Below are 23343 nucleotides of genomic sequence, written 5' to 3'. Positions count from 1 at the left end.
GACGTGGATCACGGGGACACGGGCCGTCCGCTGCCGCTCGTCGTCGTGCCCGGGATGTTCTGCGACGCGAACCTGTGGCGCGACGTGGACTTCCCCGAGGGCCACGACGTCCACCACGTCGCCCTGCGACGGGGGGACATCGGGGCGCTCGCCGAGGACGTGCTCGCCGCGGTGGCGGGACCGTTCGTGCTCGTCGGGCTCAGTTTGGGAGCCATCGTCGGCTTTGAAGCACTGCGCCGGGCGCCCGGGCGCATCGCGGGACTGTGCGTGATGGCGACCAACGGGGGCCCGCCGCATCCCGGGCAGTACGCGGCCTGGCGGGCGATGGACGAGCTGATCACGGCCGGCCGGTTCTCGCACGTCGTCGAGCAGACACTGCCGGACATGTTCCCCGACCGCAGCCCCACGCCCGAGGCCGCTGGGCGCTACCGGGCCATGGCGCACGCGGTGGGCGCCACCGCCGCCCGCGCCCAGCTCGCCGCGCAGGCGACCCGCACCGACGCGGCCCCCGCGCTGCGGATGGCCCGCTGCCCCACCGTCGTACTGGCCGGGGAGCGGGACACCCTGTGCCCGCCCTCCTACCACCGGGCTATCGCGGACCTGGTCCCCGGAGCCGCCCTGACCCTGCTGCCCGACGCAGGACACCTGCTGCCGTGGCAGCGGCCGGAGGCGGTCTCGGCCGCACTGCGCGAACTCGTCGCGGCCACCGGCGGTACGAGACCGGCGCCCGCCGCTCCATGAACGCACCACCCCCGCCCCTTTCAACCTCACCGGAAGAGAGCCGTCATGCCCCGACACCTCAAGTCCCCCCTCCCCGCCGCGCAGGTGAGCGCGGCCCGGGCCGATGTCGCCGAGCGCGTCCACGCCATCCTCGGCGACATCCGCCGGCGCGGTGACGACGCGGTCCGCGATTACTCCGAGAAGTTCGACAAGTGGAGCCCCGACTCGTTCCGCCTCAGCGCCGACGAGGTCCGCCGGATCGTGTCGCGGGTGCCCGGCACGGTCTTGGACGACATCCGCTTCGTACAGCAGCAGGTCCGTACGTTCGCGCAGGCCCAGCGTGACTCGCTGGCCGACGTCGAGATCGAGACGCTGCCCGGCGTCCGCCTCGGGCACCGGCACGTCCCCGTGGCCGCCGCCGGGGCGTACGTGCCCGGCGGCCGCTACCCCCTGACGGCGTCGGCCCACATGACGATCGTGACCGCCAAGGTGGCCGGCGTTCCCCGCGTCGCCGCCTGCACACCGCCCATCCGGGGCGAGATCCCCGCCGCGACGGTCGCGGCGATGCACCTCGCGGGCGCCGACGAGATCTACCTGCTGGGCGGCGTCCAGGCCGTCGCGGCGCTGGCCGTGGGCACCGAGACCATCGGCCGCGTCCCGATGCTCGCGGGACCGGGCAACGCGTACGTGGCGGAGGCCAAGAGGCAGCTGTTCGGCGAGGTCGGCATCGACCTGTTCGCCGGACCGACCGAGATCCTGGTGATCGCCGACGAGAACGCGGACCCGTTCGTCGTGGCCGTCGACCTGCTGTCGCAGGCGGAGCACGGCCCGGACTCCCCCGCCGTGCTGGTCACGACGTCCGAACAGCTGGGCCGCGAGGTCGAGCGGCACATCGAGCGCCTGCTGCCGGGCATGCCCACCAAGGACTTCGCCGGACCCGCCTGGCGCGACCACGGCGAGATCGTGGTGGCCGACACCCTCGACGAGGCCTTCCGGATCGCCGACTCCTACGCCAGCGAGCACGTCGAGGTCCTGACCGTGAACCCTCGTCAGGCGCTGGAAAAGATGCGCGACTACGGTGCGCTCTTCCTCGGCGAAGGTACCTGCGTCTCCTACGGCGACAAGGTCATCGGCACCAACCACGTCCTGCCCACCCGTGGCGCCGCCCGCTACACGGGGGGCCTGTGGGTCGGCAAGTACCTCAAGACGGTGACGTACCAGGAGGTCACCGACACCGCGTCCTCCGCGCTGCTCGGCGAGGTGTGCGGCCGGGCCTCGCGCGTCGAGCTCTTCGAGGGCCACGCCCGCTCCGGAGACGTCCGCGCCGCCAAGTACGGCAAGGGCACCCTGCCGTGGAACGAGGAGGGCGCCGCATGAGCGGGCGCGCCGCAGCGTTGGCCGGCCGCGTCGCGCTGGTCACCGGGGGCGGCAGCGGGCTCGGCCGGGCCGTCACCCGGTCGCTGCACGCCGATGGCGCCCGGGTGGTGATCACGGGCCGCAACGAGGCCGCGCTCAAGGAGACCGCGGCACACTTCGGCCCGCAGGTCTCCTACCGCGTCTGCGACGTCTCCCGCCCCGACGACGTCGAGGAGCTCGCCCGGGGGCTGGCCGGTGAGGAGATATCGATCCTGGTCAACAACGCCGGGATCGCCGGCCCGGTCGCCCCGCTGACCGAGGTCACCCCGCAGGAGTGGGACGAGGTCTTCGACGTGAACGTGCGCGGGGTGTTCCTGATGTGCCGGGCCTTCCTGCCCGCCATGACCGGGCGGGGCACGGGTGACGTCGTCAACATCGCCTCGGTGTCGGGCAAGCGCCCCCTGCTGCGGCGTACCCCGTACTGCGCGTCGAAGATGGCGGTCATCGGCCTCACGACCACGCTGGCCGGTGAGGTCGGACCGCTCGGTGTCACGGTCAACTCGCTGTCCCCCGGGCCTGTCTCGGGTCCTCGTATGGAACGCAACTTCCGTCTGGAGGCGGAGCGCACCGGGAGCACCCGTGCGCGCGCCGAGCAGGAGTTCGTCGGACGCTCCGCCCTGGGACGGATGGTCACGGAGGACGAGGTGGGCGAGGCCGTCGTCGCGATGCTGAGCATGCGCGGACTGTGCGGGGCCGACATCGACCTCTCCGCGGGGATGGTGGCCAGGTGACCGCGCACAGCACTCCGCGCCGCAGTCTCAAGCAGAGGCTGACGGACGGCGAGCAGTTGCGGGGCGCCCTGCTGCGGCTCCCCGCGGAGACACTGGTGGAGATGGCCGGGGTCGCGGGATTCGACTACGTCGTCATCGACTGCGAGCACGGCCCTGCCGACACGGCGCTGCTCCAGCAGCACCTGACGGCAGCCGCGGCGCAGGGAATCGACGTCCTGGTCCGCGTCGGCTCGGCCGAGCCGACGCTCGCGCTGCGCTGCCTCGACCTGGGTGCGGCCGGGCTGGTCTTCCCGCACGTGGACAGCCGCGAGGACGCGGCGCGGGCGGTGGCGGCCAGCCACTACCCCCCGTGGGGTGAGCGAGGCTTCGCCACCTACAGCAGAGCGGGCCGGTTCGGCACGGTCACGGCGGCCGATCATGTGGCCTCGTCCCGCCAGACCCTGGTCGTGGTGATGATCGAGACCCGGCGCGCCTGCGAGGACGCCGGGACGATCCTCGGCACCGAGGGGGTGGACGCGGTCCTGGTGGGTCCCGCGGACCTGGCCGTGGACTGCGGCTTCCCGGAGCCGGGCGTCGTCGACGGGCTGACCGCGCGGGCACACGGCGCGGCGCGGGCACACAAGCGCGCGGTGATGACGATCGTGCCGAGTGCCGACGCCGGCCGGACCGCCGAGCGCCAGGGGGCGCAGCTCGTCCTCTACAACATGGCCCATGTCCTCATGGACACCATGCGCGCGTTGGCCGGGCCGGGCACGACGGACGCGGCCGTCCCCCCTGCCTGAGCGCTTCGGGACGGCCGAGGACCGCGCCTGCGGGAACCCGCGGCGGGGCGGCGCGTCCCCCCGCACGCGCCGCCCCGCCGGGCTCCCGGCTGCCGCACTCAGGGGCCCGCCGGACCACTCCCAGCCCACCCTTGACGCCCCGGAGCCGGGTCCATAGTGTTCTCGACCAGCCCCCTCAATCCATACGTATGCACACCTCGTCCCCGCGTGATCGGAGCAGCCATGTCCGCCACAGCGCCACCCGCCCCAGCCGTCAGCTCCCCCCGAGCCGACCCGCAGAAGCGGAAGGCGGTGCGCCGAGCGATCGGCGCGGGAAGCATAGGCAATTTCGTCGAACAGTTCGACTACGGCCTGTACGGCTACATGGCGCCGATCATGGCCCCGGCGTTCTTCCCCGAGAGCGACAGGACCGTGGCGGTCCTCAGCACATACGCGATCATCGCCGTCGCCTGTCTGTTCCGCCCGCTCGGCGGCACCCTCGTGGGCCGCTGGGGCGACCGGGTGGGCCGTAAGAAGACCCTGCTGTGGACCATCGTCGCCATGGGCGTGGCCACCGCCCTGATCGCGGCACTGCCGACGTACCAGCAGATCGGCATCGGCGCCCCGGCGCTGCTCCTGCTGCTGCGCGTCGTCCAGGGCTCCGTCTCCGGCGGCGAGTACGTCGGAGCCGTCGCGTTCATCGTGGAGTGGGCGGAGCCGAACCGGCGGGCCTACTACACGTCGTACGCCTCCAACAGCTGCTTCGTCGGCACCCTCGCCGGCGCCGGTACGGCGGCCCTCACCAGCTGGGTGTTCGAGGGCGAGGCCCTCGACTCGTACGGCTGGCGGCTCCCCTTCCTGCTGGCGATCCCGCTCAGCCTGGTCGGCGTGTGGCTGCGCCGGCATATCGAGGAGACCCCGGAGTTCGTCCGCGCGACCAACGAGGGGACGGATGTCGTCAAGGCCCCCATCCGTGAGGCGCTGCGCTCGCAGTGGCGGCCGATCCTGGTCTTCTGCGGGATCTCGATCATGCTCGCGATCCTGTCCTACACCTGGGTCACGTTCTATCCCCAGTACCTGACCGACACCCTCGGCCTGCCGCGGTGGATGGCCCTCACCTCGAACGCCATCTCCATCGCCGTCCTCATCCCGATGCTGCCGCTGGCCGGCATGCTGTCGGACCGCATCGGGCGCAAACCGATGCTGATCACCGGCGCCGTCGCGTGCATCGTGCTGGTCCCGATCGCCTTCATGGTCGGCGAGCACGGCACCTTCAAAACGGCCGTGGCCAGCCAGCTCATCTACCTCGTGCCGGAGTTCTTCCTCACGGGCATCGTGACCGTCTGCGCGGCCGAACTGTTCACCACCCGCACCCGGTTCAGCGCCAGCGCCATCGCGTACAACAGCTCGTTCTCCATCTTCATGGGCACCACGCCGTTCGTCGCGACCCTGCTGGTCAGCACCTTCGGCACCATTTTCGCCGTCTGGGCCTATCTGGCGGTGGGCGCGCTCCTGGCGCTGGCCGTCGTGAGCGCCTTCATGACCGAGACGTACCGGAGTCAGCTCGGCGCGGACAAGTTCGCCCGCTAGGCCCCATACCGGTGACCTTGGTGGGCCCAGGTCCCCAACGGGCCGCATGGTCCCCGGCTACCCTCGTGACCAGCCGCATACATACGCATTCACACAGCTCACGCACACCACTGAACGGAAAGCACCATGACCCTGGACCCCGTCGCGTACCTCCCCTACAAGGACCCGGACGACTTCATCCGCGAGGTGACCGACCGCATCTGGGTCGACCGCGACATCGCCCACATCGTCGACAATTACGAGCCCGACTCGATCGTGCACGCCAGCCTCGGCACCGTCGTCGGACGTGACGGCGTCATCGAGGGCAGCACGATCCGTATGGGCAGCACGCCGGGCCACATCGGCCAGGCCGAGGACGTGGTGTGGGAGGCGCGCGGCGACGACGCATTCCTCAGCTCGCACCTGGTCTTCTCCGCTGACGAACACCTCGTGGACGGCCACAACATCCGCATCCGCAAGCGCACCGTGGCCAACTGCCTCTACCGGCGTGGCCGGATGGTGGAGGAGTGGGTCGTGCGCGACGACCTCGCCGACTGTCTGCAGCGCGGCCAGGACCCGGCCGAGGCGGCCCGCGAGCTGACCTTCCAGGGGTACAGCGGCTCAATGCTCGACGAGCCGCCACAGGACGTGCTGGTCAACGGGGTCAGCGGTGAGCGTCCGGACGAGTTCCGTCCCGAGTGCGAGATGGTGCTCCGGTTCATCGACGAGGTGTGGACGCAGCGTCAGCTGAACAAGGTCCACGACTACATGGACCGTGACCTGTTCCTCCATACGATCGGCGACCGGACGGTCATCCGGCCCGAGCGCTACCAGGCCGATCTGCTTGCCATGGTCGGCCCGTTCCCCGACGCACGATTCGCGGTCCGGGACATCCAGACCAACTTCTCCCCGCGCTACGCGGGCCTGCGCGTGGCAGTCCTGTGGACCATGCACGGCACCTACCGCGGCAACCCGTCCTTCGGCCCGATCACCGGCAAGCCGGTCACGGTGCTCGGCGTCTCGCAGTTCCTGATCCAGGAGGGCCGCATCGTCAAGGAGGTCCGTGTCTACGACGAGATCTCACTGCGCGCGCAGATCAACGCCGGGCGCGATGAAGGCTCGCAGGTCGAGGCCAACATCTACTGAGCACCCTCGGTCCGGGCGGCCGCCGCCGGTCTTCCGGTGGCGGCCGCCCGCAACCCCCGACCGGTCCGGTCACCGGCCGGCCCTGATCACTTGCGCGGCCTCCTCCCCGACGAGGACACTCGGCGCGCGCAGGCTCCCGGGACACCAACCTGGTCTGGGGCCGGTGCGATGGGCAGCCGCCAACATTCTGCCGCCGACACTCTGCCGCGGGCGGGACAAGCGCGGGAGGCGCTCGACTCGTTCCGTCCGGCCTGTGTCAGGCCGGCTTCTCCGTCCGGCAGCGTGCAGAGCGCGGCGCTCTCTGGTCAGTTCGGCATCGGCCGACGACTGCGGCGGTGCCGGCCTCCAGCCGCAGACACCCGGTCACTGGCCACCCGATGACTCTCCACGTGCCGAAGCCGGGTTCACCGCGCCGCCTCCGGGAAACCACGTCGCCCCACGCCACTGTGGACGTGCCTCCGCCCGCCTGCGCTGCGACTCGGCGACCTACTTCGACGGGGCCGAAGCCGGACCGCTGGGGGCCGGCCCGCCGCCGCCCCGAGTGGCCGAAGAGGCGGAGTGAGTGGCCCGCCGGGCAGACGGCCCGGCGGACCGCTGTGATACCCGCACGCATCTCCGATGATCGGTCGACGCGGCAGCCTTCCCGGGCCGTTCGGGCTCGGTGCTGCCCGGACCAGGTGTACCGGGGCGGTCGCGCGCTCAGCCGAAGGCCGATCCGCACCCCAACAGAGTGACCAGGAGATTGCGTGTCCATCCGGAATCGGATCATCGCGGGCGGTGCTGTCGCCCTGGTGACGGTCACCTTGGGAAGCGTGTCGTTGGCACTGGCCGACGATCCGATCAGTACCCGGACCGTCTCCGGGCAGATGACGTACTACAACGACAGCGGATACGGCGCGTGCGGGAGCCAGGTCGACGCGGCCACCGAGGACCTCGTCGCCGTGTCCCACGCGTGGTGGACGTCCGCCAACCCCAACGAGGACCGGCTCTGCGACGGCGTGGACGTCGAGGTGACCTACGACGGCAAGACGATCACGGTGCCGGTCAAAGACATGTGTCCCTCGTGCGACGCCGGCCATCTCGACCTCAGCCAGACCGCGTTCGAGAAGCTCGCCCCGCTGGAGAAGGGCCTCGTCAAGGGCGTTTCCTGGAAGTTCGTCACCGACGGCGGTAAGGCCATCGCGCTCCCCTCCTCGTCCGGCGAACCGGAGTCGAGTGCCGCGCCGGCGTCCGGCGGGGCGGGCTGGCCCTCCCGGTACGCGGCCCCGTACGTGGAGACGTGGGGGTCGCCCTCCGACCTGGACCGGGCGCGGCAGGCGGGTCTCCGCCACGCCACGCTCGCCTTCGTCCTGGACGGCGGGGGCTGCAAGGCCACCTTCAACGGGAACACCCCGGTCACGGACGCGGGCTGGTTGTCGGCCGTGCAGGGGCTGCGTGGTGCGGGCGGCGACGTGATCGCGTCCTTCGGCGGCGCCTCGGGGACCGAGCTCGGGCAGGGGTGCGACTCCGTGACGGCCCTGCAGGAGCAGTACCGCACCGTCGTGGACGCGCTGGACCTGTCGCGGCTGGACTTCGACATCGAGGGCGCCGCGCTGGCCGACAGCGCCGCGAACCACCGTCGTAACCAGGCACTGGCGGCGTTGCAGGAGCAGTCCGAGGCCGCGGGTCACCCGCTGGACGTGCAGTTCACGCTGCCTTCGGGGTTGCAGGGCCTGGAGGCGGACGGTGTGGCCATGCTGCAGGACGCCGAGAGTACGGGCCTGCGGGTGTCGCTCGTGAACATCATGACGATGGATTACGGGTCCGCGGTGGGTGACATGGGGCAGACGGCCATCGACGCCGCCACCGCACTGCACGACCAGCTCGGCAGCATCTGGACGTCGAAGTCGTCCGAGGAACTGTGGGCGATGGAGGGCAACACGCCGATGATCGGGGTGAACGACACTCCTGGCGAGACGTTCACCACGGACGACGCCGAGCGGCTGGCCGCCTTCGCCGTGGACAAGGGCATCCGGCAGCTGGCGTTCTGGGCGGTGGGACGCGACCAAGCCTGTCCGGAGGCCGGGACGCTCTCCGATTCGTGCAGTGGCACCGAGCAGAGCGACTACCAGTTCTTGAAGACTTTCGAGACCGTCACCACGACCAGCCCTGGCGTGGAGCCTGCCGCGAAGCCGGTCACCGGCCAGGCGGTGGCGGGCAGCGGCACGCCGACGCCCTCCGCCTCCGCCACGGCGGAACTCCCGGACGACGGCAGCCGGCTCGACGAGGGCGGTACCAACGCGGCTCCGAAGGCCGGCACCGGCGGCGGCATCGACCTGTCGATCTGGCAGCTCCAGGAACCGGTGGGCTCTCCCGGGTCTCCGACCACCATCTCCTCGTCGCAGCTCCAGAGCGGTTACCGGGACGCGTACTTCTTCACCGACGACGACGGCGCCATGACGTTCTGGTCACCGGAGAAGGGCGTCACTACGCCCAACTCCAAGTCGCCTCGGTCGGAGTTGCGGGAGATGAACCCGGGCGGAGGCAGTGCGAACTGGTCGCTCGACGGCACTCACCGGATGAGCGCGACCCTGCGCGTGGTGTCCGTGTCGTCCAACGTGTGCGTGGGGCAGATCCACCTGGGTGAAGGGGGCTCGTCCACCAAGCCGCTTCTGGAGCTGTACTACCACGCCAACGGCGACATCGTCCTGGGCACCGAGAACTCGCCCTCGGGCGGCCAGACCACCCACACGGTGGGGCATGTGGCGGTCGGCGAGAAGTGGAGCTACACCATCGGCGTGTCGGGCGGCGACACCATCGACCTCACGGTCGACGGGAGCACCACCCACTACCCCATCGCCGACTCCTTCAAGTCCTACCAGCAGTACTTCAAGGCGGGGGCCTACAACCAGTCCGCGTCGGACAGCAGCACGGAGGGTGCCAAGGTCGCGTTCTACGCGCTGGACGTCTCGCACGGCTGACCGGCCAGCACGGAGAGACTGGGGCCCGACGCCTGGTGGCGTCGGGCCCCGGTCCGTCCCGTGGTCAGCCGTCGGCACGTCGGAACGGCTTCGCCTCGGCGAAGGTCAGTTGGCGAGCCCCTGGCGACGGCGACGGGTGAACACGTACAGACCGACGCCCACGGCCACGAGGACGATCGCCGCGAGGGTCGTCACAAGGGTGGTGGTGCTGTCGCTGCCGGTGCTCGCCAGAGTGCCGGGGACCGTCGAGTCGGTGGGGGGCTCGTCCCGGGTGGCCGCCGCGGGGGGCGTCGTGGAGGCGGAAGGCGTCGGGGTGCTCCCGGCGGGGGTCTCGCTCGGCGTGGGGACCGGGGAGGGGGAAGTGGGCGTCCCGCTCGGCGACGGCGTCCCGGCGGACGGAGTCGGTGTGCCGGGAGGCGGGGTGGTGGCGGGCGGCGTCGTCGGAGCCTCCGGTGTGGGAGTGACGGGGGGCGCGGGGGTGCAGGCGGCGCCTCCGTTCCAGTGCGCGATGAGGTGGGAACCTATCTGGGAGTCCGGGTAGTGCGGCACCGGCGCTTCCGTGCCGTCGTACTTGCGGTCGCCGCTGTAGAGGTCGATCTGCCCGAAGCACTCGGGGGTGAACGCGGAGACGTCCAGGACCGTCTGCGCCAGGTCCTTGGTGAGGACCACGCTGTCCCAGCCGAGGAACTTCTGGGTGCCCGAGGACGCCCAGTCCGGGCCCTCGGTGCTGTACGAGGCGAGCGAGACGACGTACTGGCATCCCTCCGCCGGCTCGCCCTTGAGCCGCACGTCGACCCTGGTCGCAGGGGCTTCCCCCGCGATGACACCGCCGTTGAACCAGTGCTGTCCACGGTCGGAGGTGTATTCGACGCCGATACGGTCGCAGGAGCGCGCGTCGTGCGCGTGCGCGGACCCGGCACCGCACAGGGGCAGCGCGACGGCCAGCCCGAGAACGGCGGCAGCGCTGCGGGAACGTCTGAGGAAGAGCGAGGGCACCTAATGCTCCTGTACATCGGAGAAGTGGGAACGCTGCGTCCGCGGACCGGCCGGTCGTTCCTGTGAGCGCCGGGAGAAGTGGTCCCGAGAGACGAACCTCGTGGTCACCGGCTCTCGCCACCGGCCGTCGTCCGCGTGCGTGGCCATTCCACATCCGCCGCACCGTCCGGAAACGGTTCCCGCCCGATCTCTGCCCCTCCGTCCGGGGACCCTGCCCCCGCGATGCCTCCCAGGGTCTTTCGTCGGGGTCGGGGCGGGTCCGGGCACGCGAACCCGGCGCGGTCCCAACCAGAGGCCCTGCCCCGGAGACCCCCGTGGCGGGCGGGCCGCGGCGGTCCGGCCGCCCCACGAAAGTCCGGGCAAAGGGCGCTTGATCCGCGGTGCTCCTTCCCGTCAGCCGAGGGAGTCCGGGATCACCTGGGGGCGGTTCCCCCAGGTGGAGGCGTCCTGGCGCAGCAGTTGGACGGCGCCGGTCTCCTCGTTCTCCTCTTCCTCCGGGTCTTCGCCGGAACCTTCGGGGCCCTTGTCGGGTTCGGCGGGCCGGTCCCCCGGGTCGCCGCCGTCTCCGGACCGCGGTGGTTCTCCCGCCCCCGCGAGCTGGACGGTCCCCGACGCGGGGGCGGGCCGCTGGGACGGCCGCCACGTGGTGAGTTCCGGGCCGTCGTCCCCGGTGGCGGAGGCGTCCGGGGCGGGTGCGACAGCGTGCTCGGCCAGTTGTGCGGCGCTTCCCTCGGCGTCCCACATCGCCGGATCGGCGACGGTGTAACGGGAGGCGCCGACTTCGTCACCGGCGTCGGCCGCCGCTCCGCGGCCTGCGAGCGCGAGCAGCAGAGGGCTGAAGCCGGCGGCGGCCACGTCCCAGGCAGAGACGTCGTCGGTGTCCCCCTCGGGTGTGACGACGGCGATCCGGTCGTCCGGCAAGGGGGCGGGTGCCAGGAGGTCGTCCGGCAGGTGGGCGGGCGCCACGGGCTCTTCGCCGCTGATGCCGGTGGCCGTTACCGCGGTCGCCGCGGCTCCGGCGGAGGCCGGTCGGCCCTGGCCCCCGCGTCCCGCACCCGGCGTTGCGGATGTACTGGCGGAGCCGCTGTTGATCCCCGGGGCGCCCAGCGGCACGCCGGCGATCATGGGCATGCCGCCTGCTGGTCCCCACGCCTCGGGCCCGCCGTCCGCCGCGCCCGTGGGCGCACCCGGTGCCGGAGCGGGCGCCCCGGCCGCGGAGCCGTCGTCGGCCGTCGCGGCGGTGGGCACGCGGGTGCCCGGCTCCGTCAGCCCGTGCAGTACGGCCCCGCCGGCCGCAGCGCCCGCGGAGGCCGCCTCGTCGGTCCGTTCCGAGGGGTGGGGCAGCCACGAGGTGGCCGGGCCACCCAACAGCCCGGCACTGTCGGGCCGTTCGCTTTCCGCGTTGCCCCTCGTCGCGGCGCCGGCGGAGCTCGCGCCGGGCATCATCGGCATCATGGGTACCCCGGTTGCCGCCGCGGTGGACGCGCCCTCCGTGGCGGACGCGGAGACGCCGGGCCCGGTGAGGCCCGCGCCGCCGGACGGCGCGCCTGCGACGGGGAGGTCTTCCGTCGTCCCCTGAGCGCCTTGCTCCGCCCACGGCACCACGCCCTCGCCGCCCAGCAGACCCGCCGCGTCCGGACGCTCCGCACCAGAAGCCGCACCAGCCGCACCCGCCCCCACACCCGGAGACATCGGCATCATCGGCATACCCGACCCACCCACACCATCCCCCGACAGACCGGACGCGCCCGCCACCGGAACACCCGCCCCCGGAACACCCTCGAACGCCGCCGGAACACCACCCAACTCCGCACCACCCGCAACAGCACCCGCCACCGGCACGACATCGTCCAACCCACCCGCAGACGCCCACGGCACCACACCCGCACCACCCAGCAGACCCGCCGCGTCCGGACGCTCCGCACCAGAACCCGCACCAGCCGCACCCGCCCCCACACCCGGAGACATCGGCATCATCGGCATACCCGAACCACCCACACCATCCCCCGACAGACCGGGTGCGGAGACGAGGCCGGAGGTGGGCATCGCGGAGGGGGAGAAGCCTTCCGGCAGTCCAGCCACGGCTGTGCCGGTGCCCGGGAAACTCGCGGGAGTGACTCCGGGCAGGTCGGGTGTGGTGGAAGAACCCGTCCAGGCGTCCGGCAGCTCGCTCAGGTTCTGGCCGGAGCCGGAGGAGTTCAGGGTGCCGGTGGACGCCGACGGTATACCGCCCAGTCCGCCGAGGGGGAAGGCGGCCGGGGTGCCGGTGCCCGCCGTGCCGGTCGACGGGTTGAGTACGTCGTCCAGGGCGGGGTTCAACGTCCCGGTGTAGGGGGCGACGGTCGATCCGGCGCCCAGCGCCGGCAGTCCGCTGCCCCCCGTGTACGGGGTCGCGGTGCCGCCCGAAAACGGGTTCGTGGTACCGCCGATACCCGTACCGTCCCCGGTGCCCGGCGTCGCCAGGTCCGGCGAACCGATCCCGTTCCCGCCGGTGGCCAGGTCCGGGGAGGTCAGGCCGCCCGTGTACGGGTTCGCGGTGCCGCCGATACCCGAACCGTCGCCCGTCCCCAGCGTCGCCAGGTCCGGGGTGCTGATCCCGCTCCCCGAACCGGTGGCCAGGTCCGGGGAGGCGGTACCTCCGGTGTACGGGTTCGCGGTGCCGCCCGTACCGCCACCGCCGCCGCCGCCGCCGAGGGTCGAGAGATCGGGAGTGTTGATGCCGCCGCCGGTGCCTCCCCCGGAACCGCCTCCGGTGCCGGTGTTCAGATCGGGGGATTTGATGCCGTTCTGGCCTCCGCCGGCCCCCTTGAGCTGGTCGAGGTCCTTGTCGTCGTTCTTGCCGTCGCCCGTGCTCGCGGGGTCGCTGGTGGGCGGTGTGACGGCCTTGGGCTTCACGTTGTTCAGGGACTGGGTGACGGTCGAGTAGTTGTTCGCGAGGGACTTCAGCACGGACCGCATGTCGTTGGTCATCATCTCGACGATGTCCGGACGCTGACTGACCGGGATGAGGCCGTTGGCCATGGGGACGACGCCGACCCTGATCGCCTCGTTGGCGTACCAGGTGTCGATGGCGTGGATCTGGGCCTGGGCGAAGGTCAGGGAGTTGGAACCTGCGACGAGACTCTGCCCGACCGGAGTGCCGGTGGAACCGCCGGCGAGGGCGGCCGCGTTGGAGAGGACCTCCTTGGAGAAGGTCGTCATGGTGTCCGCGAAGGCGTCCGCCGCGGCGCCCTGCCACGGCGCGCCCTTCCCTCCCGCCAGCGCCTTGGCCTGGTCGGCGAGGCTCTTGCCGACCATCTCCATGACTTCCTGCACGTACTGGAATTCGTTCGCCGCCGTCATCAGGGTCTGCGGGTTGGACACCGAGGACGCCCGGGCTTCCCCGCCGGCGCCCGGGGTCATGTTCGAGCCGCCTGTGACGGCGGCCATGATCTGCTTCCAGTCCCAGCTGTCGTAGTCGGACCTGGAGCCCTGGTTCTTGGTGTCGCCGTAGATCCCGCTGTCGTCCTGCTGGAATCCGGTGGTGTTGTAGTCGTCGGGCATGTGCCTGCGCTCTCGTCCGAAGCCTCGACCGCCGGGACGTCGCTTCGACGGTTGCTGGGGTACCGGACGCCGGACCCGCGGAGTGCGCACGACCGCCGGCTCCGCCGGGGTGTCCGGTGGAGCCGGCGTCCGTGCGGTCCACGACCGGACTTCCGGTGATGCCGCTGTTGTTCAGGGGTGGCCGGTGGGTGCTGCCCGCCCGGCGGAGAACCGCCCGACAGGTCCTACGTGGTGGTGGTCGGGGTCTTCGTCGTATCGGGCTGGTTGACGGTGAGACCGCTGTCGGCCGCCAGCTGCTTGAAGTCCGACGACGCGTCGGAGAAGAGCTCGTTGAGCTCTTTCGTCTTCACCTTGTTGAGTTCCTCGGTGGAGGTGTATTTCTTGCTCATCAGCTTGGCGCCGTTGGCGATGTCAGCGAGTCCCTCGGCCAGGTCGTACAGGATCTTGTAGTAGCGCCCCTGCAGGCCCTCGCCGCCGTTGGCCCCCGAGGTCGCGGTCCGCAGCTGGTAGGCGTCGAAGAAGGCGCCCGGCTGCACCGTGGCCATCGCCTGGACGCGGTCACGTGCCGCGATGACCATCGGCACGAGGAGCTCGATGTTCTTCGCGAACAGGTCAAGAGAGGCGGTGTTCACGACCTCAGGGCCCGAGTTTCCGCCGCCCTTGGGCACGTGCGGCGGGTCCGGCGTGCCGCCCGTCGTCGGCCCGGAGACGGTGGCCGGGCTGTGCACGCTCGTGGGGTCCCATGCCTGGGGATCCGTCGAAGCCGGTTCGGGAGGCATGGCTACTTGCTCCAGAGCTGGGTGCCGTAGTTGACGGCGGAGACGTAGTCGTCACGGCAGGAGGCGGCCGCGCTCTGGGCCTGCTGGGCCAGCGCCCCCATGTTCGCGGTGGCCTGGTTCCACTGGGCCTTGTTCGCGTCGAACAGCTCCTTGACGGAGCTGTCCCAGCCGGCGAGGGCCGCGGTGTTGCCCGAGGCGAACTGCTCGTTCAGGGTTTCGATCTCCGTCTGGACGGTCGTCAGCTGGTCGAGCACCTCGTTGACGGCAGCCCAGTTGATCATGTAAGTCGACATGCTTTTCCTCCATTTTCGAGTGAGTGCGTGGTGAGGTGCGGCCTGCGCGCAGGGCGCGTTTCGCACGTAGCGCCGTCCGTCCCGAACGGGGTCCGACGGCGTCGGGGGCGTGCGGTCGCAAGGCGGAGGGTCGCCCCGACACCGGATGTACCGGGGCGGTCCCGACAGCGCGGCGAGCGCGCGTGCCAGACATCGCCGGGCAGGCGGGACTCTTGGAACACCGCCCGGGAAAGCCTGGAGACCTTGCGATCAAGCCGGCGTGCGCCGGCATCGCGGGCACATCGGCGCGCTCCGGTCGACCGGAGCAAGCTCTTCAGCGATCTCCTAGAAGCCGGTGAGCCCGATGGGCTCCGCCATGGTCGCGCCGACGCGTGCGGTGGCCTGGGTGGTCGTCTCGTGCGTGCTCGCCAGGGCCGAGTGGTTCGCCACGATGCGTTCGTGCATCTGGTCGAGCACGCTGCCCACGATCTTGTAGTTCGCCAGCCAGGCGGTCATCGCGTTGGCGAAGTTGGCGCCGGCCTCTCCCGTCCAGCCGGCCTCCGCCTCCGCCGTCAGGGCCTGCATCCTGTCGGACGACGCGCGGTGGCTCTCCAGAGTCGACAGGTGAACCTGGCCCGACTTCTGCATGCCCTCGCTGTCAAAAGCCTCAAGTCCGGAACCTGTGGCCATTACGGAACCTCCGCACGATTTGGTGTGATTGATGGAGCTTTCACTCCGTGGTGGTTATCCTGCCCGCACCTCTGAGGTGGTGACAGCTCAACCGCCCCGCCCTGCCCGGTGTGACACACCCCCTGCCCCTGTGACCCGGGGGCGAACACCCGGTTACGCCACAGCCACCGCGACCGCCCCGTCCAGCCCGTCCGTCTCCGGGGTCGGCGGCAGGCCTCCTGGCGGGCCGGGGAGACTCGCGGGGCCGATCGTCCGGGACATGGCGGCGTCGGCCACCTGTTCGGCGCTCAGGTGGGCGCCGAACGCCCCGCCCGTCGGCGGCGTTCGGGAGAATCGTTCGGCCAGGGCACCTACCACCTCGTCCGCCACGTCGAAGCCGAGCGCTGTCAGGCGCCGTGCCGCCAGCCGCGCCAGCTCCTCGGCCGTATACGGCGTGAAATCGAGCCGTCCCGCGAAACAGGCCGCGAGCCGGCGCCCCTCCGGACCGGACAGCAGGCCACCGAGCTGTTCCGGATCGGCGGACAGGGAGACCGCCGTGCCGGCACGGTCCGGAATCGTGGCGGCGAGCGCCGTGACGAGGGCGGTGCGTTCCTCGGCCGGCCGCCCGGAGAAGTCCCGGTCGAGCTCCAGCAGCAGCAGTCCGCCGGCCGCCTCCTCGAACAGCCCCGAAACGTACGCCTGGGCCTGTCCGGGCCAGCGGGCCGGCATGGCGGACAGCTGGGCCCGGTGCACGGTGCCGGCCGGGAGGACACCGAGTTCGGCGAGGGCCTTGGCGTAGAGCACCGCGACGGCGTCGCGTCCGCTGCCCTCCGCTCCCGCGAGGACCAGGTTGGCCGCCTCGGCCGGCATCGTGCCGGCCCGGTGCGCGGTGGCCAGGGCGGCGAGACCGGGCTCCAGTGCCCGGCGTACCTCGTCGAGACCGATCAATGCGGAGATCCTCGTGAGCGCGGTGCTTGTCGCCGCCCCGCCCGCCGGGCCCTGCTCAAGGGCGACCGCGTCGGCCTCCTCCTGGACCGGCGGGTCCGCTTCGGGCACCGTCTCGACATCCGCCCCGGTGAGCCGGCTCAGCTCGGAGTCCCTGCCGGGCGGAGACATGGCCAGGCGCGACGCCTGTTTGCTGATCATCGTCTCGAAGAGCTGGCGGGCGACCCGCCCGTTGCCGAAGGTCGGCCCCTTGGGGGTGCGTTCGAAGTAGCCGGCCACCGCCGCCAGTGCGTCGTCCGTCAGCTCGTAGTAGTGCTTGCCGCACAACCCGCGGACGATGGTGACCAGTTCGTCCACCGTGTAGTTGGGGAACTCCACCGTCCGGGAGAAGCGGGACGCCATGCCGGGGTTGGAGGCCAAAAACTGGTCCATCTGCGCGGAGTAGCCCGCGACGATGACGACGATCTCGTCCCGGTGGTCCTCCATCAGCTTCATCAGGGTTTCGACGGCCTCCTGCCCGAAGTCCGGGCCGGTGCCCCTGGACTGGTTGGTCAGGGTGTACGCCTCGTCGATGAACAGCACGCCGCCGAGCGCCCGGTTGACGACTTCGGTGGTCTTGATGGCCGTGCCGCCGATGATCTGCGCGACCAGGTCGGCGCGGGACACCTCAACGATGTGGCCCTTGCTGAGGATGCCGAGCTCCGCGAGGACCGCGCCGTACAGCCGGGCGACGGTCGTCTTGCCGGTGCCGGGGGGGCCGGCGAACACCAGGTGGCGGCTCATCGGAGGCATGGGCAGGCCCATCTCCTCGCGGCGCCGGGTCATCTTGTTCAGGTTGATGAGTCCGGTGACCTCCTGTTTGACGCTCTCCAGTCCGACCAGCGCGTCCATCTCGGCCAGTGGTCCCGTTCCGGTGTGCCGGGCGCGCGGCTGCGCACCGGTGCCGCCTTCGTCCGGCGCCCGCGGTTCCCACGCGGGCCGCGCCCCGGTGTCGTCCGCGTCCCCCGGGCCGGGACCGGAGAAGTCCTCCGTACCGGTCACGTCGACGACGGTGAGCCGCGCGTCGGACCTCATCCGGTGCAGCGCCTGACCCCCGTTGTCCCGGATCTCGCAGCTCTGGACGCGTACCGGCTCCTCGGTGTTGACGCGGACGCCGTCCCCCGCGTTGTCGAACACGACGCAGTGGTCCAACTCCGCGCGGGAGGTGGACTGGAGGTGCACCCCGTGTCCGCGGGACCCGTGCACCCGGCAGCCCACGGCGGTGAGGCTGCCTCCGCCGGCCACCCGGATGCCGTCCGTGTCCGAACCGCCGGCCTCGGTGTCCTTCAGTTCGAGGTGCGCGTCGGCGCCTACGGACATCCCGGAGTCCACCACCACGCAGGACTCGACGACGGCGGAAGCCCCGGTGAGCGTGAGACCCGGGCCGCCCGCGGCGCGCACCCGCACCTCGTGGAAGCGGCCCGTGGCGCCTTCGGCCAGCTCGACGGCGGCGCCCTGGCCTTCCGTCGACACCTCCGACTCGCGCAGGTGGAGCTCCGCCCGGCCCTTGGCGAGAACGCCGGTGGAGCGCGCGGCCACCGTCAGCCGCTCGCCCTGGACGACGGCGCCGTCGACGGCCAGCAGGCCGCGGTCGGTTCCGCGTACCGTCAGGCCGCGCAGTACCGGCCGGCTGGACGCGTCCACCAGCACGCCGACCGGCGTCGCGGAGATCTCGCAGTCCTCCAGGAGCGGACTCGACTTCTCGGTGATCCGCAGCCCGTCGCGGGCGGCGCCGGACAGGGAGCAGCCGCGCAAGGTGGGTGCCGCCCCTCCGGCGACGAGCACGGACTCGCCGCCGGAGCCGGTGAAGGAACAGTCGGTCAGGGTGGTTTCGGCGCCGCTCGTCAGATAGGCGTCGAGACCGGCGCTGCCGGAGACGGTGACCCCGGTGAGTTCCAGACGGCCGTTCTGCTCGGCCACCACGGCCGGCTGGCCGCTGCCGGTGATACGGGTGCCCTCGACGATGCCGTGGGCCTGCCCGTTGACGCAGACGCCGTTGCCTCCGGCCTGGTCGAGCCGGCAGTCACGGACGGTCAGCCGGCCGCGTTCGGCGACCACGACCGCGGACGAGAGCGTCTGGCCGACCATGGTGCCCTCGATGACGTTGGCGCCGGTCGAGGTGACCACGATCCCAGCCCCGCCGGGGCCCGACACCCGGCAGGAACGGGCGATGAGGGTGCCCTGGTGCCAGACCAGGATTCCCGCCCACGCGTTGCCGGAGACCGTGCACTCCTCCAGGGCGGCCTCGCCGCGGCGCACCTCCACGACCGGGGTCTGCTCGCTGCCGCCTTCCAGGACGAGGCCGGACAGCCGGGCCGCCTCCGCGTCGATCACCACGGCGCCGGCGCCGCCCCCGTCGATCCGGACGCCGGCGGCTCCGGCGGCGAGGGTGACGACCCGGTTCACGACGAGGGACTCCCGGTAGGTGCCCGCCGAGATGGTGATCAGCGCGCCGTCGGCGGCCGCGGCCAAGGCGGCGCCGATCGTGCGGTAGGGGGCGGTCCCGTCCTGGGAGACCAGCAGGATCTGCCGGCTCATGTCGTCATCCTCTTTCCGGAAGTGGGTTCGGTGCGGCGGGGCGGGAGCCGACGAGGAGCCCCGGGGGGACGCCGAACCTGCCGCGGACCGCGTCCGGCAGCGTCGGCACGGTGTCCGCTGCCCTGGCCCGCCATGCCTGGTCGGCCAGGTCGAGTCCGGACAGGGCGATCTCGTCCAGAGGGGTGTGTCCGGTGTCGACCCGGCCGTCGGCGTCGATCTCGGAGGCGGAGAGTTCGCGCAGCAGCACCGTGCGGCGCTCCCCGTCCCGGGCGGTCAGGACTTTGAAGCTGGTGCCGGGAAGGAAGAGCACCCGGTCCGCGGGCTCCGGGTCGAGCAGGGCGGTGCGGCGCGCGGTCGTCGACCAGACCAGGACGTCGGTGTCGCCCGGCAGTTCCGGGGCGGCCGAGGTCAGGGCCCAGCCGAAGCCCCACTCGGTGACCAGCCGCCGTGCCGCGTACCAAGTCCACTCGGCCTCGTCGAGGGTGGCGCGCATCAGGGTGGCGCCCCGGTAGGAAGGCAGTCGGCGCAGCCCCGAAGTGACGCAGCGGGCCAGGGGTACGTGGGGCCCGACGGTGGCGCCGCGGACGGCGTCGTCGAGCAGGGCCCCGTCGCCGCGCAGGTAGAGCCGGGCCGCCACCAAGTCGGTGAGGACGTCCTCGGTGGAGGTCCGGTCGGTGCCCCGCAGACCGGGCGACTGGGAGAGGACCCGGGCGACCGCGCCACCGATGTCGTTGTACTGCTGTCGGAAGGCTCCGCGCAGCCACTCACGTTCCCGGGCGATGCCCTTGGTCGGTGGCAGTGCGCAGGCGGCCGTGGACGGCACCGGTTGTGGACGAGGGCCGACCGCCGCCGCCGGTACGGGACCGGCGGGCGCCGAGGGGCTCGCGGGCTCCGGTGCGGGCGGGGCCGGCCGGGGGGCGGGGGGTCCGGTGGTGCGGTCGGCGGCGGGTCCGGGTGGGCTCGTCGGTACGGGGGCCGACGCGGTGCCGGGAGCGGAGACCAGCCTGAACGACGGCACGAACGGGGCGGGGGGCCGACCGCCGGGCGGGGGCGTGGCCGGGGCGTCCGGTGCGTCGGTGGTGTCCGGTGCGTCGGTGGTGTCCGGTGCCGGGGCCGCGCTGCGGGCGACCGGCTCGGCCGCTGCCCCGGGCGGCGGGTAGACGTCAGGGGCGTACGCTTCCGGCGCCGGAGCTCCCGCGGAGGTGGCTGCGGGCATCTCCCACAGCGCACCGGGGGTGGCAGCCGGCGGCGCCGGTACGTGGGCCACGGCGGTCCCGGCCGCAGGGGCGACGGCGGTCCCGGCCCGAAGGGCGGCCCGGCCTGTCGCGGCGGGACCCAGGGGTACGGACGAGACGGGCGGTTTCACCTCCGGCGTGGCGGCCGGGGCATGGACGACCACGCGCGTCCCGGGGCCCGGCACGACGGCCGCGTACAACTCCACCGCACTGTAGGACTCCGACGTCACGGGCGTCACCGACGGCTCCGGGACATCGGGCGGCGCCGGGACGACCGGCGGCTCCGTCGGCGCGAGCAACCGCGCCGGGGCCTCCGGTGGCGGGGCGGCGGTGAGCGCCGTCGGCAGGCGGAACGCGCTGCTCTCCTGGACCATCCGGGTCGCCGGCACCAGTCGGGCGAGCCGCCGGGTGACCGGGTCCATCCGGTCGAGCAGGTTCTCCGCGAGTTCCCGCATGCGTCCGCCGGCCCGTGCCACGGTGCCGTGGACGAGGTGGAAGTGACGGGGGTCGGCGGGGACCGAGCGGACGACGGGGGCCTCGTCCGGCTCCTCGGGGGGACGCATCCAGAGGCCGCCGGGTATCACTTCCAGGACCGCGTCGGGGGCGTAGCGGTAGACGCCGGGAGCGACCTGCGGGATGCCGTCCACCACCGGACGGTGGCTGAGTACGGCGGGTGCGGCCGGCTGTCCCCCGGTCATCCGTGCCGGGAGGTAGCGCAGTTCCTTCGCGAAGGCGGCGAAGCCGAGTGTCCCGTCCGTGTCGACGGCGTGGACCTGCGGTGCCTCCCAGAGGGCGCGGCCGACCGGCATCCCGTTGTAGAGCACCACCGGGGAGTCGAGGCGGTCGGCCAGTGCCTGGCCGGACGTGCCCTCCCCCGGCGCGGCGAGCGGCCCGTACGGGAAGAACCGCACCTGGGGGCGGGCGCCGGGCAGTACCGATGCCCAGAAGCGGCAGACGTCGTCGAGTTCCAGTGCCGGTGTTCCGGGGCAGCCCAGGACGACGGTGAGCAGTTCGCGCCGGCACGCCAGCCGGGCTTCCAGCCTGGCGCGGTGGGCGGGGATCCGGGTCTCCGGTTCCACCGGGTGCAGCCACACGCCGCTCGGCAGCGGGTCGGCGACCGCGTGGTCGCTGGTGTGCCAGGGCTGGTCGGCGACCGAGAACTCCCAGACGGGTTTGGGGAAGCGGCGGGACACCGGCCGCCCGGGCCGGCCCGGGCGGAACCGTACCCAGCCGGAGCCGCTGTCGACGGGGACGTAGAGAACGCCTCCGGCGGCCGGGGTCACCGCGCCGTCGGCGACCAGCACCGTGCGGTCGAGCCGGTCGGCCAGCCACTGCCCGAGCGGCAGCACACCGCCGGTCGGTCGGCGGCCGAAGACGAGGCGGTAGTCGCCGGTGCGACGGCCGAGGAGGCGGGCGAGCCGCGGCCACCCGGCGTCGGTGAAGCCGGCGGGCAGGTCGAGGACCACGAGGTGGTGCTCGGGGTCCTCGGGCAGGCCTCCGGCGAAGGCGAGCGCCTGCTCGTCCAGGGCACCCCGGGCGTGGACCAGCAGGACGTGGCCGGTCCGGTGGCTGTCCAGGTCCGGTGTCTCTGCGGTCCGCCGGCTCTTCAGGCCGAGCGCCATCTCAGGGGCCCTTCGAGGGGGCGGGTGCCGGGGGTGGCGACGCGGTGGTCACGGCGGTGAGGGCCGCTGCGCGGGACAGCGTCGGGCCGGTGGGCAGCAGGTCGAGTACGGCTCCGGGGACGGGGCGTGCCTGGCCGCTGCCGTACCCGAGGGCGGACAGGGTGGCCGGGTCCGTCATCGGGTACTTCAGGCCCAGGTCGGTCACCAGGTAGGTCGGGGGCGTGGCCGTCCGGGACGAGGCGGCGAGGTCCTGCACCAGCAGCCCTGCCCCGACCGGGACGGTGACCGCTCCGGCCCCGGCGGGGGGTGTCCGCTCCCAGGTCACCGTGGTGTGCACCGTACCGTCGGCGGCCAGCTGGCGCAGGCAGACGGTGCCCTCGCCCGGCCGGGCGAGGGGGCCGGAGAGGAAGTCGGGCAGCCGGTGCAGCAGCGTGCGGTCCGGGGAGCCGGGGGCCGCGGCGACATCGGCGCGGCTCACCCGGCGGGGTGAGCCCTGCCCGGAACCGGTGGCCATCAGCTGGTATTCGGTCCGGTTCATCGGCGCCAGTCCGTCGTCGCGCAGGACGTAGTACTGGGCGGGCGTGGTGCCGTCGGCACCGGTGGTGAACACCTGGCCGACGGTGGTGGCCTGCCCGCCGATGCTGGGGCCCGGCTTGCCGCGGTCCGGGACGGAGGCGGCGTCGAGGACGGGGCCCGACGGCAGGGCCGGCAGCCAGGAGCCGGGGACGGTGAGCGGGTCCTGGCCGTCGAGTTCCATCGCCACCAGTGCGAAACGGCCGCCGAGTGCGTACCGGGTGCCGTTCCAGAGCAGGTACGAGGCGCCGTCGCCGTCGGTCAGCAGGATGCGGCGCCCGGCCGCGGCGCGGGCGGGGGCGGCGCCGTCGGAGGGAGCGAAGTCGAGTGCCTCGCCGCCGGCCCGGCCGGGGGTCAGGCACCGGGACCACGCTCCGGTGAGGAGCGCCGGGCCGGCGGGTACGGAGTCCGGCGCCCCCGGAATTCCGACCTCGCTCCCGCGCGGCGTCCCGCCCAGGGAGTTGCGGGAGACGGTCCGCACGTCGGTGCCGGCCCGGGAGCCGGACGCGCCGAGCAGCGCGGAGGCGTAGTTGGCCACCGGGTGCAGGACGCCGTCCAGGTAGAGGAAGCGGGTGCCGGTCTCCTTCTCCACGACGATGGCGTTCGGCTGGGCCCAGGCGGTGTTCCCGCCCGGTTTGATCAGGCCGTAGACGGCGAACCCGGCGCAGGCGAGCAGGGCGAGGACCATCCCGATGACCGTACCGACGACGCTGCGCCGGGCCGGTGGCTCGCCGGTCGCGGGTTCTCCGGTCACCAGGGCTGCGGCGAGCCGCCCGGTGGCGAACTGGTACGCGTGGACGTGGTCGCGGCGGCTTTGCACGAGTTCCTC

The 23343-nt window shown here is 72.5% G+C and carries 15 protein-coding genes and 1 pseudogene; 8 read left to right on the top strand and 8 right to left on the bottom strand.

The genetic code is table 11. The features are described from left to right. Positions 1 to 3 precede the first annotated feature (3 nt). From ACFZAX_RS11525 to ACFZAX_RS11490, 8 genes and pseudogenes are all read left to right on the top strand, one after another. Positions 4 to 741, top strand: a complete 738-nt coding sequence (locus ACFZAX_RS11525; protein WP_390960888.1) for an alpha/beta fold hydrolase — start codon at positions 4 to 6, stop codon at positions 739 to 741. A 45-nt stretch (positions 742 to 786) separates the two neighbouring features. After that, positions 787 to 2097, top strand: a complete 1311-nt coding sequence (hisD, locus tag ACFZAX_RS11520; RefSeq protein ID WP_390960887.1) for a histidinol dehydrogenase — start codon at positions 787 to 789, stop codon at positions 2095 to 2097. Continuing rightward, a complete protein-coding gene (locus ACFZAX_RS11515; protein ID WP_390960886.1) occupies positions 2094 to 2867 on the top strand; it encodes an SDR family NAD(P)-dependent oxidoreductase in 774 nt (257 codons plus the stop codon). Before hisD ends, ACFZAX_RS11515 begins: the two co-directional genes overlap by 4 nt. Beyond that, on the top strand, positions 2864 to 3649 hold the full coding sequence (locus tag ACFZAX_RS11510) for an aldolase/citrate lyase family protein (protein ID WP_390960885.1): 786 nt from the start codon (positions 2864 to 2866) through the stop codon (positions 3647 to 3649). Before ACFZAX_RS11515 ends, ACFZAX_RS11510 begins: the two co-directional genes overlap by 4 nt. A 222-nt stretch (positions 3650 to 3871) precedes the next feature. After that, the gene (locus tag ACFZAX_RS11505; protein WP_390960884.1) at positions 3872 to 5218 is read left to right on the top strand and encodes an MFS transporter; all 1347 of its coding nucleotides are present in this window, start codon (positions 3872 to 3874) and stop codon (positions 5216 to 5218) included. 126 nt (positions 5219 to 5344) lie between these two features. Next, positions 5345 to 6343: an ester cyclase gene (locus tag ACFZAX_RS11500; protein WP_390960883.1), complete on the top strand. Its 999-nt coding sequence runs from the start codon at positions 5345 to 5347 to the stop codon at positions 6341 to 6343. A gap of 746 nt (positions 6344 to 7089) precedes the next feature. Next, a pseudogene (locus ACFZAX_RS11495) lies at positions 7090 to 7470 on the top strand (cysteine/serine endopeptidase inhibitor); the annotation flags it as partial. 1062 nt (positions 7471 to 8532) lie between these two features. Next, positions 8533 to 9303 carry a polysaccharide lyase family 7 protein gene (locus ACFZAX_RS11490; protein ID WP_390961014.1) on the top strand — a complete coding sequence of 257 codons (771 nt, stop codon included), beginning with the start codon at positions 8533 to 8535 and terminating at the stop codon, positions 9301 to 9303. Positions 9304 to 9408: 105 nt separating this feature from the next. Here the strand turns inward: ACFZAX_RS11490 and ACFZAX_RS11485 are convergent, their stop codons facing one another. The 8 genes from ACFZAX_RS11485 to eccB all read right to left on the bottom strand — a co-directional run bounded on the left by ACFZAX_RS11485 (position 9409) and on the right by eccB (position 23334). Next, positions 9409 to 10299, bottom strand: a complete 891-nt coding sequence (locus tag ACFZAX_RS11485; RefSeq protein ID WP_390960882.1) for an LPXTG cell wall anchor domain-containing protein — start codon at positions 10297 to 10299, stop codon at positions 9409 to 9411. A 393-nt stretch (positions 10300 to 10692) separates the two neighbouring features. Next, positions 10693 to 13842: a hypothetical protein gene (locus ACFZAX_RS11480; protein ID WP_390960881.1), complete on the bottom strand. Its 3150-nt coding sequence runs from the start codon at positions 13840 to 13842 to the stop codon at positions 10693 to 10695. A 224-nt stretch (positions 13843 to 14066) separates the two neighbouring features. Continuing rightward, entirely contained in the window at positions 14067 to 14621 is a 555-nt protein-coding gene (locus ACFZAX_RS11475) for a hypothetical protein (protein ID WP_390960879.1), read from the bottom strand. Positions 14622 to 14623: 2 nt separating this feature from the next. Continuing rightward, positions 14624 to 14914 carry a hypothetical protein gene (locus ACFZAX_RS11470; RefSeq protein WP_390960878.1) on the bottom strand — a complete coding sequence of 97 codons (291 nt, stop codon included), beginning with the start codon at positions 14912 to 14914 and terminating at the stop codon, positions 14624 to 14626. Positions 14915 to 15238: 324 nt separating this feature from the next. Continuing rightward, a complete protein-coding gene (locus ACFZAX_RS11465) occupies positions 15239 to 15583 on the bottom strand; it encodes a hypothetical protein (protein WP_266712263.1) in 345 nt (114 codons plus the stop codon). A gap of 153 nt (positions 15584 to 15736) precedes the next feature. Beyond that, positions 15737 to 19084 (bottom strand): right-handed parallel beta-helix repeat-containing protein, encoded by a 3348-nt coding sequence (locus ACFZAX_RS11460; RefSeq protein ID WP_390960876.1) that lies wholly within the window; start codon positions 19082 to 19084, stop codon positions 15737 to 15739. Positions 19085 to 19088: 4 nt separating this feature from the next. After that, on the bottom strand, positions 19089 to 21941 hold the full coding sequence (locus ACFZAX_RS11455) for a hypothetical protein (RefSeq protein ID WP_390960875.1): 2853 nt from the start codon (positions 21939 to 21941) through the stop codon (positions 19089 to 19091). 1 nt (position 21942) lies between these two features. Beyond that, the gene (eccB, locus tag ACFZAX_RS11450) at positions 21943 to 23334 is read right to left on the bottom strand and encodes a type VII secretion protein EccB (protein ID WP_390960874.1); all 1392 of its coding nucleotides are present in this window, start codon (positions 23332 to 23334) and stop codon (positions 21943 to 21945) included. Between the last annotated feature and the right edge of the window lie 9 nt (positions 23335 to 23343).

This window comes from Streptomyces sp. NPDC008125 (assembly GCF_042957125.1).
Taxonomy (GTDB): Bacteria; Actinomycetota; Actinomycetes; order Streptomycetales; family Streptomycetaceae; genus Streptomyces.
This window is presented reverse-complemented; position numbering and strand designations above follow the sequence as displayed.

Coding starts and splice junctions, on each gene's coding strand:
- ACFZAX_RS11455 (WP_390960875.1), bottom strand. CDS start 21,941: ATGGCGCTCGGCCTGAAGAGCCGGCGGACCGCAGAGACACCGGACCTG.
- ACFZAX_RS11500 (WP_390960883.1), top strand. CDS start 5,345: ATGACCCTGGACCCCGTCGCGTACCTCCCCTACAAGGACCCGGACGAC.
- ACFZAX_RS11475 (WP_390960879.1), bottom strand. CDS start 14,621: ATGCCTCCCGAACCGGCTTCGACGGATCCCCAGGCATGGGACCCCACG.
- ACFZAX_RS11465 (WP_266712263.1), bottom strand. CDS start 15,583: ATGGCCACAGGTTCCGGACTTGAGGCTTTTGACAGCGAGGGCATGCAG.
- ACFZAX_RS11480 (WP_390960881.1), bottom strand. CDS start 13,842: ATGCCCGACGACTACAACACCACCGGATTCCAGCAGGACGACAGCGGG.
- hisD (WP_390960887.1), top strand. CDS start 787: ATGCCCCGACACCTCAAGTCCCCCCTCCCCGCCGCGCAGGTGAGCGCG.
- ACFZAX_RS11470 (WP_390960878.1), bottom strand. CDS start 14,914: ATGTCGACTTACATGATCAACTGGGCTGCCGTCAACGAGGTGCTCGAC.
- ACFZAX_RS11460 (WP_390960876.1), bottom strand. CDS start 19,084: ATGAGCCGGCAGATCCTGCTGGTCTCCCAGGACGGGACCGCCCCCTAC.
- ACFZAX_RS11505 (WP_390960884.1), top strand. CDS start 3,872: ATGTCCGCCACAGCGCCACCCGCCCCAGCCGTCAGCTCCCCCCGAGCC.
- ACFZAX_RS11515 (WP_390960886.1), top strand. CDS start 2,094: ATGAGCGGGCGCGCCGCAGCGTTGGCCGGCCGCGTCGCGCTGGTCACC.